Source organism: Rouxiella silvae (assembly GCF_002093625.1).
GTDB classification, from domain to species: domain Bacteria; phylum Pseudomonadota; class Gammaproteobacteria; order Enterobacterales; family Enterobacteriaceae; genus Rouxiella; species Rouxiella silvae.
Genome location: NZ_MRWD01000010.1, coordinates 1 through 14,300 on the forward strand (window position 1 = coordinate 1; position 14,300 = coordinate 14,300).

The window sequence follows — 14,300 nt, forward strand, 5'->3', positions numbered from 1 at the left end:
CTGTTAAGGGTGTGCTTTATCAATGACTGTATTTTATAGCAGAGGTGAGTTATGTCGATAATAGAGGTAGGGAATAAAGATATTTATAATGATACTTTTTTCCATACGTTGCAGTATTTGAAATCTACGGAAGCATATCGTCACTTCCTTGAGTTCTCTCGCAGCGCCGGCCATTTTCCTCTGGCCGATTATCAGAATGAAAAGATTGAAGTCTGGTGCAGTAACGACTATCTGGGAATGGGGCAGGATCAGCAAGTTATTAATGATTTTAAGGCTTCACTGAGCCGGTATGGTGCGGGTTCTGGGGGGTCACGTAATATCTCGGGGAACACCCTGGCGCACGTAGCTCTGGAAAAGAGATTGGCCGATCTTTATCAGCGAGAGAGTGCTCTGGTTTTTAATAATGGATATTTAGCCAATACGGAAAGTTTAGGTGTTCTGGTCGGGCTATTTGATAACATTAAGGTTTACTCCGATGAACTGAATCACCGCTCTATTATTGAGGGGCTTAAAAAGAGTAAGGTCGAGAAGTATATATTCAAACATAATGATTTAAAACATCTAGAGATTGGGCTTTCTCTTGAGCCTTTTGAACGGCCTAAGATTATTGTGTTTGAGTCTATTTATTCCATGGACGGTGATTTCGCACCCGTCGAAGAGATTGTACGCTTGGCCAAGAAATATAATGCCTTAACCTTTATCGATGAAACACATTCTTTCGGCGTATTAGGTGAGCGCGGATTAGGATTAATTGAAGCGCTACAGGTTAGAGATATTGACTTTATTCAGGGTGGGTTTGGTAAGGCTATAGGCACCACGGGCGGGTTTATTGTCGGCGACAGAGATGCGGTTGACTGCATCCGCAGCCTTGCTCCCGGTTTTATCTTCACTACATCACTGCCACCGGCATTACTGGAGGCTACGCTGACCAGCATCAATAAGGTAGTAGCCGCCCCCGGCAGGCGAAAGAAATTATTTCTAAACGTGCGCCATTTGAAAGCAGCACTGCGTCGGCACCAGATTGATTTTATTGATGCAGAAAGCCATATCCTGCCCATTATTATTCCTGGATTAGCCAGAATAAAAGCCGTCTCCGATAAGCTTCTCAAGCAGTTTAAAATTTATGTGCAACCCATTAATTATCCTTCCGTACCGCGCGGACAAGAGCGTTTTCGCGTGACCGTGACGCCGGATCATTCACTTGAGCAGATAGAGCGTTTTGCCTCCGCCTTAAAAAGCGCACTCGATCTTTCCTGAGGAATTAAAAATGAGAATTGAAAAAGTTAGCAATTATATCGGTGCAGAAATTCATGATGTTTCTATTCGCGATATTCGTGTACCTGAAGTTCGCGACCGCGTACTGCATGCATTACACGAAAATGAACTGCTTATTTTTAAAGGGCTCGATATTTCCCCTGGGGAACAGGTTGAACTGGCACGTGTAATCGGGGAACCAGTACCCTTTGTAATGAGTCAATATCGTCACCCTGAACACCCGGAGATAATGATCTCCTCCAATGAGGTGGTTAACGGTAAGGCTTACGGTGTGCCGAGAGTGGGTAATTTCTGGCATCAGGATTCGTCTTATACCGATAATCCGACGACCTACACGCTGTTGCACGGTATCAATATTCCGCAATGGAGCGGGGACACGCTTTTTTCCAGCGCGGGGAATGTTTATGACAGGCTCTCACCGCATTGGAAAGACAAAATTGCCGGACGTGATGCGGTTCATACGGTCAGGAAACGTTTTAAAATCCGCCCAGAGCACGCCGGATATTCTATTACCGAATTAATGAAAAAGGCCGATGAACTCCATCCTCCCGTCACTCATCCACTGGTGAAAATCGATCCCTATACCAAACTACCGTATTTATACGGTGCTAAAGACTATCTCGACTACGTTATTGGTTTTGATGCCAATGAAAACCAGGAGTTTCTCAATTTAGTCGAAGCGTTAGTCACCGATCCTGGTCATGGCTATCGACATAAGTGGACTAAGGGCGACCTGCTGCTGTGGAAAACCGAGACGGCCTACCATGCAGTGACCGACGTCGAAGATAATCAGTCAAGAACAGTTCACCGAGTGGCGGTGAAATAATGACGCGCGCAGGCATTATCGCGTTTGAAACCGTCATCCCGCCGGGCAACGTGTCCCGGCAGGATATTGCACGGCTGTCGGGTGTGGACGCTAAAGAGCTGGAGGAAATTCTTCCTGCTCCTTTTCTCTCTGTATTCGACACCGACAAAAGCGATTGGGAGTATGCGACCGAGGCTGCGCGGAGGGTGCTGGATCAGAAGAATGTGGCTGCATCGCAGCTGGACTGGATTATCTACTGCGGCTCCGGCGTGTGGGATAAGCCTTTTTGGTCTCCCGCCGCCAAAGTCGCAGAACAGTTAGGTGCGACTCAGGCGCACTGTTTTGAAGTCGTTAACTTCTGTAATGCGGGGGCAACGGGTATTGCCATTGCTACCGGCTGGGTTAATGCCAATCCCGAGAAAACGGCGCTGGTGATTATCTGCGATCGGTTAAGTGGTTTGATAGACCATGCTGACTCCGCATCTCGTGCCTTGTTTAATTTTGGCGATAGCGCGACGGCGCTGCTGGTTGGCGTCGAACGTCCTTTGCTTACTCTGTCGGCCTGCGATATGCAGACTGACCCGACATGGTGCGATATGTATCAGGGGGAGTATCGCCAGGGGCGGGTGTTTGCGCGTAAAAACTATACCCGTAAAGGCCTGCTGCAGGTGTATGTGGAGATGCTCAGCCAATTACTTGACCGCAGCCTGTCGAAAACGAGTCTGAATTTGCTCGATATTAGATTTTTGCTCATTAATCAGGGCGATATCAATGTCCATAACGCCTTGCTTACGCGACTGGCATTGCCCAGTGAACGCAGTGTATTTAACTATCATGCCAACGGTCATCTGGGCGGCGGTGATAACTGGATAGCGCTGCGCCAACTGCTGAAAACGCAACGATTGCAAAAGGGCGACATGCTGGCGATGGCTACCAGTGCGATGGGATTCAGCTGGGGAATTTCCCTGTTTGAGGTGACTCGATGAAAATACTGATTTTGCACCAGGCCCCTTTCAAAAAGATGCGCTATGACCATGTCATCGATCACCAGCAGCATCAGGTCACCTATATCGGATTAGCGAAGCATCTGAGTGACCTGCCTGAGGCGTTGCGTTATCAAAAAATAGTGCTCCCGCCCGCGGCGGAAAAGAATCTGGTGTCTGAAGTGCTGGCTCGGGTGAGTCCAAGTGATGACTACTCCTCACTGCTTGCCCTGTCGGAATATGGCATCCTTGAGGCTTGCCATATTCGCGCAGAACTGGGGCTGGCCGGACCGTCCTATGAGCAAATCGAAGTGGTTCGAGACAAGGTAAAAATGAAGCAGCGGATTGCTGCTCGGGGCACACTGCGTTACCCGCGTTTTATTGATGCTCCAGAGCAAGTTATCCAGGGAGGCTGGAGGGGGAAAACGATCAGTAAGCCGCGTGACGGGGCTTCGAGTCAGGGGATCACCCTGCATGAAAGCTTTGCGGCAGCGGTGGAGTATGTTGAGGATAAAACGGGATGGAACAACTACGAGCTTGAAGAGTTTATCGATGCACCGCTTTATCATTTTGACGGCGTGGTTATCGCAGGGGAGGTTCAGCACCTGCTGGCCAGTCGCTACATCAATTCACCGTTGAAGTACCTCGCCGGTGTGCCAGTGGGATCTTTCCAGGTGGTGCTAAACGATACGTTTCGCCGGTTCATCGATGAAGTGATTGCCGCACTTGGAATAGTGCGCGGTTGCTTTCACATCGAGGCATTTTACGATGGAGAAACATGCATATTTCTTGAGGCTGCCAATCGCCTCGGCGGTGCCCGTATCGTAGAGACCCACCGCTCAAGAACCGGCGTGCATCTGCCTTCGGTGGAAATAAGCGATTACCTTGCACTGCCTTTGCCTCGTCAACAGCCGGCTTCAACGCACTATTTTGGATTTTTGCTCTATCCAGCTCATCACTCGCTCGACGCGCAAACGCTGAATATCCCTGAGGGAATATTGGGCAGCCCTCATCTGGTCAGTTTTCAACGTACAGGCGCACAGGCCGATATTCTTACCTATAACGAAGACCTTCTGCCTCTGTCACTGATTGCTCGCGCAGAGACGCCACACCAATTACAACTCTTCCTGCAGCGATGTTTAACGGAAATTTCGACTCACTGAGTTCACCGAAAAACACAATTTATCCAATAACTTTAGCAGGGTGACATCATGCAATTTTTGACCGATCGTATTATCACGCTGGCGGCGCTGTTCGACGATTTACAACAACACGCCGAGTGGGCGGATCCCCTCACGGCCAGGCAGGCTGAGCAGATCAGGGCGCTGCTGGATGCAACGGCGTTAGAGCAGGTGGTGCAAATAAGGCTAGGAAATGTGCATGCACTTCCGTGGGTCTATTATCCCTACACCAACGAGGTAACCGAATTGTTGCCGCTCGGGTCTGTAACCTTGAAAAGCGCCAGTCTGGAAGGTGAGGTGCGCGGAGTGCTGCTCGCGTGGCTGACCGGTAATCAGGTCTCTCTGGCCAGCGGTTTTGAACCATTTTGGCAGCAAATAATTGAAAGAGCATCTCGACTGAAGACGTTTGCGCCGTTCAATCTTGCGCTGACCCATGCGCCGCAAGACTCTACGCCGGTCATTTTTATTCCCGAACAGACCCACGCCAGCGTGCAGGGGAAAGCTGGGATCCGCTATCAGGTTGCTCCGGGAGCCAGCGCGCCTTATGCACTGTCGGTGGATTTACTGGATGCCTGGAGCGCACCGCTGATTGTAAAAGTGCATCACGCAGGCGTTTCCCTAAGTGAAGCTCGCCGTCAATTAAGTCCCGACGAACGTCGCCAGCGGCTCGACAGTCGGCTGCGTTTCCTACTCTATAAGACCCAACGGCTACCTCATTACCAGCAGGTTGCACAGCCGCAAACAGTGGCAGAGCTGCACCAATTGCCGGTGTTGACCAAGCAGGCGCTGGAACAGGGCTCGCCGCCGTATGGTAGAGCAATGGCGTCTCAGGCACCGCCTTCCGGCGAGGTGCTAGTGTCAGGGTCTAGCGGCGGCAAGACGCGCTATATTCCTTACTCGCGCGATGACTGGCAAAGCATGATCCATGAAGCGGTACAAACCCTTTATGACATCGGGCTGGTGGCGGGTGACCGAGTGGTTAATACGCTTTACGGCGGCCATATGTATGGTGGCATGCTGACCTCTTCTCAGGAGCTGGCGCTGATGCCGGTGGAGGCCTACACAGTAGGTCAGAATATTACGCCACAAGAGTTGGTTTACTTATATCAGACGTTTGATATCAATACTATTATTGGCATCCCCAGCCTGCTCGACACGCTGCTTTCGCAGGCAAAACAAATCGACCCACAGTTCCGCATTGAAAAAGTCATTTATGGTGGGGCGCTATGGCCTGAACACCGTAAAGAAGCGTTAATCGAGATGCTGGGTATTAAGACGTTTCACAGTATTCTGGCGGCCAATGACGGTGCGCAGATTGGCTACCAGTCTCCGCCATTGCAGGGCGTCGAGCATTATCTGGTTGATGATTATAACTATGTTGAAATAGCTGATGACCACGGAAACCCCGTGGCCGACGGCGAGCGTGGGCATATTTTACTGACCAATTGGCAAAAATTTGAATACCCACTTATTCGCTACAAAATCGGTGACGTTGGGCGCATTGTCCCGCAGCGGGATGGCGGTCGAGTACTCGAGTTTTTGGGGCGTAGCGATGGTCTAATCATTCTTAATGGTCGTAAAGCGATTTATTATCAACAGGTTGCAGATGTGTTGTCTGAGGCTGGTATTGGTCAGCTGCAGCTGACCATTAGTCAAAAGGGGCATCAGGAAACGTTGCAGGTAAGCATTGAGGCTCCCCAGCCGTTGGATACACAGGCGCTTGAGCAAAATTTGCAGGCAGCCTTACCCTCCCTGCGCCCGGGTGACGGCGTGTCAATCGAGCTGCTGGATTTTCGCGTCAGGGTCGTGCAGGTCGAACAACTTGCGCGTCATCCGGTCAGCGGAAAAATTCGTTTGGTAGAGGACCTGCGTTTTTCTCGTCCCGAGGAGGTCGCATGATCCCTGCAAAAAAATTCCCAGCGTTGGGGAGCAGTTTTTTTCCTCATGAAACCTTGTTGATGGGGGCGGGGCCCGTTCCACAACCCCCGTCCGTAAGACAGGCGAATACGCACATTGCCAGCCACCTCGGAGAAAGGATGGATGGGGTGGTTGAGCAACTTAAGGCGATGGCGCGCTATGCCTTTCAGACGATTACCCCTTGGGTTTTTGGCCTTTCCGGGCCCGGCTCCGCGGCGGCGGAAATGGCAATCGGTAATCTGGTTCATCGCGGCTCACGTGTGCTGGCAATTAGCTCCGGGCATTTTGGTTTGCGCATGTTCGAGATGGCACAACGGCATAAAGCCTCGGTGATACTCTTTGAGTTCGACGGCAAGGATGCGTTCCCGTTGGACAGGCTTCGCGCACTGCTTGAACAGCAAGATTTTGACGTGGTCACGCTGGTTCACGGCGAAACATCGTCTACGACTCTCAATCCCGAGCTGTCTTCAATTGCTGCGCTGTGTAAGAAGCACCGCGCGCTGGTGGTGGTTGATACGGTGTGCACGCTCGGAACAACCGAAGTATTGATGGATAACTGGCAGTTGGACGTGGTGTTTTGCGGTGGGCAAAAGGGGCTGTCGTCGATCCCCGGAGTGTCGCTGATTGCCTTCTCGCCCGAGGCGTGGGAGAGCGTGGTTCAGCGCAACTTTATCCCGACTCAGTGGTGCTATGACGCATTGCTGGCGAAGGAGTTTTGGCATCACCATCGATATCACTACACCGCACCGGTGAACGGTATTTTTGCTCTGCATGAGGCGCTGCGGCTTCTAAACGAAGAGACGCTTCCTCTGCGTATTGAGCGCCATCGGCGGAGTTCGCAGGGGGTACAAAAGGCAATCGTGAAATTTGGACTGACGTTGGCGGCACCGGTTGCAACTCGGCTGGATGCGGTGGTTGGATTTCATCTGCCGCTTTGGCTCTCTTCAGCGGCGTTAATCGACCATCTGCTGCAGCAGCACCATGTTGAAATTTCTGCCTCTTTTGGATCTCCGCTACTACGTATTGGACAAATGGGTGAGCAATGCCGTCCTGCAAACGTACTCCGCCTGGTCAATGCGCTTGGCGAATCCCTTGAAGCATTGGGGCATCCTGTTGATCTGGCGGGGGCTATTGATGCGGCATCGGCACAGTTTGGTCACAAGGAGTTGTTGCAATATGATTAGAAATTCTTTTTTAAGACCGCTGTTTATCCTGGATTTTATTTTACATTTTAGCCGGGCGCTGACCTTCACCTTTTTCCCGATTTATCTCTCTCATTCGCTAGGCTTTAATCCGCTACTGACAGGCTACGCGCTGGGTGGCAGTTTGGTGGTAGCCACGCTGGCGGGAGTCTATTGCGGCATCTTGGTCGACAGATTTACCCCCTTGCGCGCGCTGCTGTTGGCTATTTTGATCTCTGTACTGGTCTATGCCGTGCTGCCTGCTTCTCGCCAATTTACTCAGGTGTTTATTCTGCTGGTCATTATTGAGGTGGCCTTCACAACGATGCACCTTTCGGTCAAGTCACTTTTGACCGGTTTATTGCCCGCTGAACAGCGCGGCGCGGCGTATTCTATAAGTTATACGCTCATTAATATTGCCTTTTGCAGTGCGCCGATTCTGGGCATCACCATCAGCCAGTTTGCCGTTCGTGCACCGATGTGGCTTTCGGGAGGATTGAGTTTCATTTCGTTGCTGATCCTCCTGATGTTCTATCGTCGCTATCATGCGCATCTGCGGGTAGTTCGTCCGCAACGCGGTCCTAAAACCAGCCTGAAGCAGACTTTTAAAGTGTTGGCGACGGATAATCGGCTGCAACTTTTTGTGCTCGGAGGCCTGTTTAGCGCATTGGTATATGCGCGATTCGCCACTTATTTATCGCAGTATTTAGGGTATGTGGTCAGTGAGTCGGAGGCGCTAAGGTTGATTACGCTGATCGTGAGCATTAATGCCGCGACCGTTATTATGCTGCAATACGTAATAGGGAAAAGAATAACCCATAAGAATATGGTGTTCAGCGTAATGATTGGCAGCGGTTTGTTGATATGCGGCTTGTTGTTTTATCAGGTATCGGAGCTGACTATATTCTGGATTATCGCCACCGTGTTGTTTTCTCTGGGTGAGGTGATTATTGTTCCCTCCGAATTTCTGTTTATCGACGCGATTGCCAGAGACGATATGAAAGGCGCTTACTTTGGCGTACAGAATATTTCGATGTTAGGCGGAGGCGCGAACGCAATACTGTTTGGCTATTTACTTGATAGCCATCTCGCTCGGCCCTCGGCGATATTCTATTTCCTTATGCTATTTGCCGCGTTGGGATGCGCACTTTACCTCATCGGCATCCGCCAAAAACGGGCCGTCACCGCAGTGGATAAGTTGTGAGGACAAAGAGTGCGTAATTGGGCGTCCTGTTATTTCATGTTTATTTTAATTCGTTCTCCATTTTGTGCTCAAATTCACTGTTTGTTTATCTTAATTTCTTAATAGATTATCGATATAATGGATATGACGACGAATTGACTTAATTTTTTTGAAAGTTCTGGTTTGTAAAATACTTTTATGGGTAAAGTAATCACATTCGCAAAATGGGGTAGTAAACCCTGAGTGTTATTGATAAGAGCCGTTATTATTTTTGAGTAAACGCTCAATTTATCCTTAAGGAAAAACATGAAATTCATTGATGAAACTCTTGAAAACGTTGCGCCTCAAATTATTCCCTTAATTGCCAGCTATCTTCCTGAACTGATTTCCATTCGCCATGATATTCATCAACACCCAGAAATTGGTTTTGAAGAGGTGAGAACCTCGGCAATTGTAGCCGAAAAGCTGGCATCATGGGGAATAGAGGTCATTCGTGGTTATGGTGGCACGGGGGTTATTGGCAGGCTTCGGGGCAAGCATACCGATAATAAACGCACAGTGGGACTGCGCGCCGATATGGATGCGTTACCCATGCACGAAGACACAGGATTACCGTTTTCCTCGGTTTACCCCGGCAAGTTTCACGGCTGTGGTCACGATGCGCACACCACCATTCTGCTTGGCGCGGCCCGTTATCTTGCCCAGACACGTGATTTTTCTGGTACGGTCATTTTTGTCTTTCAGCCGGCGGAAGAGGGGCTGGGTGGCGCAAGAGCCATGATTGCCGATGGTCTGTTCCGCGATTTTCCAATGGATGAAATTTACGGCCTGCACAACGCGCCAGCGGCCTATTCACAACCTAATTTGCTTCGCGTTTCTGCCGGGGTGTCATTGGCGGGGGCCGATTTCTTCGACATTCGCCTAAAGGGCAAAGGTGCCCACGCCGCGCACCCCGATGCTGCTTATGATCCTATTCCCGCCGTGGGCGCGCTGATTCAGGCACTGCAAACCATAGTCAGTCGCAATATTTCTCCCTCAGATCCTACCGTGGTGTCAATTACGCGCATTGAGGCAGGTTCTGCCTACAACGTTATCCCCGAAAGTGCAGTTCTTTCTGGCACCGTACGGGCATTTTCTGACAGCGTTCGTGAGGCAATACGTAAGCGTATTCGTGAAATTTCGTCTAATACCGCGGCGGCTCACAACCTCACGGCCGAGGTCGACATTCGAGACGTTTTCTCTGTGCTGAGCAATGATGCAGAGGCTGCGGAATTTGTCAGTGAAGTAGGGCGTGAGGTGTTGGGAAATAGCCGCGTGTCGAACATCTCAAAACCGAGCATGGGCAGTGAAGATTTTGCCGATATGCTCAAGCATGCGCCGGGCGCTTTCTTTACGCTGGGCCATAGCGGAGAGAAGCCGGTGCATAATCCGGGATTCATCATCGACGATGCTATTTTGCCCGTGGGCGCAACGTTGTTTGCAAGACTGATTGAAAAAAGGCTTGTTCCGCTGACGCGTTGACCGCCGTTGCTTCTCCGGCGTCATTTGAAGGGGTCACTATACAGACTGATGTTTCTCATGCGATTGGCAAAATTTGACATTAATTTATGAAAAACGTGCTTGAAGATGGACTTCCTAACCCACAGCGATTAGGGGCTATTTTGACCCTGGCGCTGGGTATTACCGTGCCGGTATTAGACAGTTCGCTAGCCAATGTGGCGCTACCCACCATTGCTCGCGACTTCAATGCCAGTGCCGCGTCATCGATATGGATAGTCAATGCTTATCAGCTCGCTATCACCGTGTCATTGCTGTCGCTCGCTTCACTGGGGGAAATCTTTGGCTATAAACGGGTTTATCAGATTGGGCTACTGGTCTTTAGTTTTACGTCGCTGGGCTGCGCAATGTCAGATTCACTGCTCTCGCTTACCGTCGCCAGAATCTTACAAGGCTTTGGAGCGGCTGCCATTCTGAGTGTCAATATGGCAATGATTAAAATCATCTACCCGAAAAAACTGCTGGCGCGTGGAATAGCGACTGGCGCTATTATCGTTTCTGTTTCGGCCTCTGCAGGCCCTACCGTGGCGGGGATCATACTCTCAATCGCTTCCTGGCCTTGGCTATTTGCCATTAACTTGCCAATTGGAATAATTGCACTGTGTATGGGGTTCAAATATTTGCCGGAAAATCCGCTTAAAAACCCTGGGCGACGGTTTGATTTTATTAGCAGCCTGCTGAATGCGCTAACGTTTGGTTTATTTATTAGTGCTATCAGCGGCTATGCTCAGGGGGTTAATCATCATTTGATATTGGCTGAGGTAGTCAGCTTAATTATTATCGGTGGGTTTTATATTCGTCGAGAACTCTCCCGTCCGCTGCCTCTTTTACCGCTAGATTTACTGCGTATTCCTATTTTTAGCTTGTCCCTGTGCACGTCAATGTGTTCTTTTGCCGCCTATACGCTGGCGTTTGTTTCTCTGCCGTTTTTCTTGCAGAACTCCCTGCGCCTGGATGCCGGTTCTACCGGGTTATTAATGACCGCTTGGCCATTGGCGACGATGTTGATGGCGCCTTTTTCTGGCCGTTTGGTGGGGCGCTATCATTCTGGCGTGCTGGGTGGAATAGGCTTGCTTATATTTTCTAGCGGCCTGTTTGCTTTAGCGCTGCTGCCACCAGACCCTGCACATTTAAATATTGTTTGGCGCATGCTCCTGTGCGGCGCAGGTTTTGGTTTATTCCAGTCTCCCAACAACCACACCATCGTTTCATCGGCGCCGAGCAACAGGAGCGGGGGAGCCAGCGGGCTGTTAGGCACGGCGCGCGTACTGGGGCAAACTGTGGGTGCAGCACTGGTTGCACTGATGTTTAACCTGTTTTTAACCCATGGAACTTACGCCTCTCTCATGCTGGCAGGTACATTGGCGGTAAGCGCGGCGATCATTAGCATAACGCGTGTGATGCAAAAACCGGCGTTGGCAAACATTTGAGAGCAGGGCGACGGGAATTAATCTTGCGGTATCGATACGATAAAACGCCGCATTGAGGAATGAAAAAGGCCCTGAATGTGGCATTCATGGCCTTTAAGCGTTGTCGAATGTTGTGTGAAACATCACTCAAAACGTCATAACGTCAACCCAACCACAAACAACAGAATCAACGTATTCCAATCTATTTGCGGTCGAGGGAATATTTTCCCGGGCCAATAAGCGCCAGCAAAATTAAGCCGCCGACAATCGCCACATTCTTGTAAAAGTTAATCTCATTCGCATAATGCGCTGCGCCAGTCATGGTCCAGAAAGGGTGACCAATTAACGCTGTGACCACCGTATAGGCGGCCATAATCAGCGCCAGTGGTCGGGTGTAAAAACCCAAGATTAGGGCAATACCGACAAAAAACTCGAGCACGACCGCCACAATGGCCGATAACGTTGGAAACGGGGAGCCGGTTGAACTCATATAAGTGATTGTCCCACTGAATCCGACCAGTTTTTCATAGCCGAAAATAACAAATAAAAGCATCAGCAGTATGCGCGTGACGAGCAGTGTGGCATCACTGTATTTGGCAATGGAAAAATAGCGCATTTTATATTCCTGTTTATTTAAGCAATTGATTTAATGCGATCAAGTGTCATCGTTTTTCTCAGGCCTTAAAACAAAGACCTAAGACTTTCTCAACACGACTTTCAAACTTGTTCTTAGATTCGGTAACTGAGCGCCGACAATGATGCTAAATGCCTCGCTGCGGACTCGGCGCTGAACGCACTTTAACTCCTTCGTTAATGGGCATAAACTGCATAAATGGATAACATATTCCCAAAAATGGCATAATGATGAGATTCGATCCGGCAGACATGGTGTTGTTTACCTACGTGGTTGAGGAAGGAAGCTTTTCAGGGGCCGCCGAACGTCTTGATATTCCAAATTCAACGGTGTCGAGGCGTATTTCCACGCTGGAGAATCAGCTCGGTGAAAGGTTGCTGATAAGGACTACGCGCAAGATGGTCATCACCGAATACGGGAAGGCTGTCCTGCGTCATGCGCAGCAAATTTCAGCCGAAATGGAAGCCATGCTGGCCCTCACCGAGCACCGGCAGGCAAAGCCTTCCGGGCAGTTACGCATATCTCTGCCCGGCGATTTCTCTCAAAATATGATTGGTGCACTGTTAGCGGACTTTATCGAGAGGTATCCAGACGTGACGCTGGATATCGATTCCTCTCAGCAGCGCGTGGATATTATTGGTGAAAGTTATGATGTTGCGTTGCGGATGGGCGACCTGCAAAACGATTCAACGCTGGTGGCCAGGCAGCTAAGCACCTTTCGAGTGGCGCTCTATGCGGCTCCTTCATTTATCAATAAGCATGGGGCTATTCACCATCCCGAGGAGTTAATGGCGCGCGCCGTACTGAGACTGCGCACCCGCGTAGGGGAAATAGCGCCCTGGAAACTCACTCAAGGCAGAGAGTCTTGGGAGGGAAGCCCCCCGGTGCGTGCAGTCGCTAACTCACCGAACGTGTTAATTAATCTGGCGCGTCTTGGCGCGGGGATAACCAGCGTAACGACACATTTTGCCCATCCTTTTCTGGCGAGTGGAGAATTGGTTAGAGTACTTGAGGATTGGGAATGTCCGGGCGTGCCGGTTTGGGCCGTTTTCCCCGGAAGACGCTTAATGCCATCACGGACCCGCGTTTTCATCGACAGTCTGGTGGCCAGTTTTGAGAAATTTACCTCAACGTATTGAGTTGATATTTTTTAGAAGGTTAATTCTTTGTTAATAAGTTTTGCTTATATAGTATGCAGCTATTGATATGAGTTTTTGTTCGTAGTGCAGTTTTATAGCCTGTGTAATCCTCTGCTTTACAAGATAAAAATGCCCGCTGGCGCAGGGTCTGCGGTTAACAATTTCTGCCAATTTGGCGGTGTCTTATAAGGAAAACACATGGCTATTAACGCACGTTCTTTGTCCTCCCTTTCCGCGCTGACGCTGCTGGTACTGAGCGGTGTCACCACCTTCGCCGCCCATGCTGACCAATTGGAGGATATTAAAAAAGCGGGTGTTATCAACGTAGCTACCTTTGACTCAAATCCGCCGTTCGGTTCAGTCGATGCTAAAACTCATGACATTGTGGGCTACGATGTAGACTTCGCTAAAGCGCTTGCCAAATCCCTTGGCGTGAAGCTCAAATTGGTGCCGACCAATCCTGCTAACCGTATTCCACTGCTGCAGTCTGGCAAGGCTGACATTATCGTTGCCGATATTACTATCACGCCAGAACGTGCCAAAGTGGTGGACTTCTCGGTACCTTATTTCGTGACCGGTCAGCAATTTTTGGTCCCGGCAGCTTCACCTGACAAACTGGATGCTTACGCTACGGCGCGCATCGGTGCAGTGAAGGGCACCACCGGCGAACAGGAGTTGCATACCCGCTTCCCTCAGTCGCGCGTGTTAGCGTATGACGATATTCCGCTGGCGCTTTCTGCCCTCCGTAGCGGCAACGTACAGGCCATCACTCAGGACAGCACCATTTTGGCCGGTTTGCTCGATGGTGCGCCGGACAAAGCAAAATACAAAGTATTGCCTGAATTGTTGAGCAAAGAAGAGATCGGCGTGGGTGTTAAAAAAGGTGAAACCAGCCTGCTGAAAGCGGTAAACGATGAGTTGCTGAGTCTGGAAAAAACGGGTGAAGCCACCAAAATTTATAATGTCTGGTTTGGACCACAAACTAAATCACCCCAACCGCGTTTGTTTAAGATCGAAGCAAAATAATCAGGCAGGC

12 protein-coding genes are annotated in these 14,300 nt (G+C 50.0%); 11 read left to right on the forward strand and 1 reads right to left on the reverse strand.

Going from position 1 to position 14,300, the window contains the following annotated elements:
- The first annotated feature begins 51 nt into the window (after positions 1–51).
- The 9 genes from hemA (at position 52) to BS639_RS05725 (ending at position 11,512) form a co-directional block, all read left to right on the forward strand.
- Complete coding sequence (hemA, locus tag BS639_RS05680; protein ID WP_084982468.1) at positions 52–1,257, forward strand: 5-aminolevulinate synthase; 1,206 nt, start codon at positions 52–54, stop codon at positions 1,255–1,257.
- Positions 1,258–1,267: 10 nt separating this feature from the next.
- Positions 1,268–2,101 (forward strand): TauD/TfdA dioxygenase family protein, encoded by an 834-nt coding sequence (locus tag BS639_RS05685; RefSeq protein ID WP_084982470.1) that lies wholly within the window; start codon positions 1,268–1,270, stop codon positions 2,099–2,101.
- Positions 2,101–3,066 carry a 3-oxoacyl-ACP synthase III family protein gene (locus BS639_RS05690; RefSeq protein WP_084982472.1) on the forward strand — a complete coding sequence of 322 codons (966 nt, stop codon included), beginning with the start codon at positions 2,101–2,103 and terminating at the stop codon, positions 3,064–3,066. Before BS639_RS05685 ends, BS639_RS05690 begins: the two co-directional genes overlap by 1 nt.
- Positions 3,063–4,226: an ATP-grasp domain-containing protein gene (locus tag BS639_RS05695; RefSeq protein WP_084982473.1), complete on the forward strand. Its 1,164-nt coding sequence runs from the start codon at positions 3,063–3,065 to the stop codon at positions 4,224–4,226. Before BS639_RS05690 ends, BS639_RS05695 begins: the two co-directional genes overlap by 4 nt.
- A 48-nt stretch (positions 4,227–4,274) precedes the next feature.
- Positions 4,275–6,143, forward strand: coding sequence for a phenylacetate--CoA ligase family protein (locus tag BS639_RS05700; protein ID WP_084982474.1), 1,869 nt, complete (start codon positions 4,275–4,277; stop codon positions 6,141–6,143).
- On the forward strand, positions 6,140–7,345 hold the full coding sequence (locus BS639_RS05705; protein WP_084982475.1) for a pyridoxal-phosphate-dependent aminotransferase family protein: 1,206 nt from the start codon (positions 6,140–6,142) through the stop codon (positions 7,343–7,345). The genes BS639_RS05700 and BS639_RS05705 overlap by 4 nt, the downstream gene beginning before the upstream one ends.
- A complete protein-coding gene (locus BS639_RS05710) occupies positions 7,338–8,546 on the forward strand; it encodes an MFS transporter (RefSeq protein ID WP_084982476.1) in 1,209 nt (402 codons plus the stop codon). Before BS639_RS05705 ends, BS639_RS05710 begins: the two co-directional genes overlap by 8 nt.
- Before the next feature lie 285 nt (positions 8,547–8,831).
- The gene (locus BS639_RS05720; protein ID WP_084982479.1) at positions 8,832–10,046 is read left to right on the forward strand and encodes a M20 aminoacylase family protein; all 1,215 of its coding nucleotides are present in this window, start codon (positions 8,832–8,834) and stop codon (positions 10,044–10,046) included.
- A gap of 86 nt (positions 10,047–10,132) precedes the next feature.
- Positions 10,133–11,512: an MFS transporter gene (locus BS639_RS05725; RefSeq protein WP_084982481.1), complete on the forward strand. Its 1,380-nt coding sequence runs from the start codon at positions 10,133–10,135 to the stop codon at positions 11,510–11,512.
- A gap of 181 nt (positions 11,513–11,693) precedes the next feature.
- Here BS639_RS05725 and BS639_RS05730 read toward each other — a convergent pair whose 3' ends face one another.
- Entirely contained in the window at positions 11,694–12,107 is a 414-nt protein-coding gene (locus BS639_RS05730) for a DoxX family protein (RefSeq protein WP_084982483.1), read from the reverse strand.
- Between the two features lie 245 nt (positions 12,108–12,352).
- On the opposite strand from BS639_RS05730, the gene BS639_RS05735 reads away from it, so the two are divergent.
- Positions 12,353–13,264, forward strand: a complete 912-nt coding sequence (locus BS639_RS05735) for a LysR family transcriptional regulator (RefSeq protein ID WP_228779628.1) — start codon at positions 12,353–12,355, stop codon at positions 13,262–13,264.
- A 198-nt stretch (positions 13,265–13,462) separates the two neighbouring features.
- Entirely contained in the window at positions 13,463–14,290 is an 828-nt protein-coding gene (locus BS639_RS05740) for an ABC transporter substrate-binding protein (RefSeq protein ID WP_084982486.1), read from the forward strand.
- Positions 14,291–14,300 lie beyond the last annotated feature (10 nt).

Coding starts and splice junctions, on each gene's coding strand:
- BS639_RS05730 (WP_084982483.1), bottom strand. CDS start 12,107: ATGCGCTATTTTTCCATTGCCAAATACAGTGATGCCACACTGCTCGTC.
- BS639_RS05725 (WP_084982481.1), top strand. CDS start 10,133: ATGAAAAACGTGCTTGAAGATGGACTTCCTAACCCACAGCGATTAGGG.
- BS639_RS05735 (WP_228779628.1), top strand. CDS start 12,353: ATGATGAGATTCGATCCGGCAGACATGGTGTTGTTTACCTACGTGGTT.
- BS639_RS05695 (WP_084982473.1), top strand. CDS start 3,063: ATGAAAATACTGATTTTGCACCAGGCCCCTTTCAAAAAGATGCGCTAT.
- BS639_RS05705 (WP_084982475.1), top strand. CDS start 6,140: ATGATCCCTGCAAAAAAATTCCCAGCGTTGGGGAGCAGTTTTTTTCCT.
- BS639_RS05690 (WP_084982472.1), top strand. CDS start 2,101: ATGACGCGCGCAGGCATTATCGCGTTTGAAACCGTCATCCCGCCGGGC.
- BS639_RS05700 (WP_084982474.1), top strand. CDS start 4,275: ATGCAATTTTTGACCGATCGTATTATCACGCTGGCGGCGCTGTTCGAC.
- BS639_RS05740 (WP_084982486.1), top strand. CDS start 13,463: ATGGCTATTAACGCACGTTCTTTGTCCTCCCTTTCCGCGCTGACGCTG.
- hemA (WP_084982468.1), top strand. CDS start 52: ATGTCGATAATAGAGGTAGGGAATAAAGATATTTATAATGATACTTTT.
- BS639_RS05710 (WP_084982476.1), top strand. CDS start 7,338: ATGATTAGAAATTCTTTTTTAAGACCGCTGTTTATCCTGGATTTTATT.
- BS639_RS05720 (WP_084982479.1), top strand. CDS start 8,832: ATGAAATTCATTGATGAAACTCTTGAAAACGTTGCGCCTCAAATTATT.
- BS639_RS05685 (WP_084982470.1), top strand. CDS start 1,268: ATGAGAATTGAAAAAGTTAGCAATTATATCGGTGCAGAAATTCATGAT.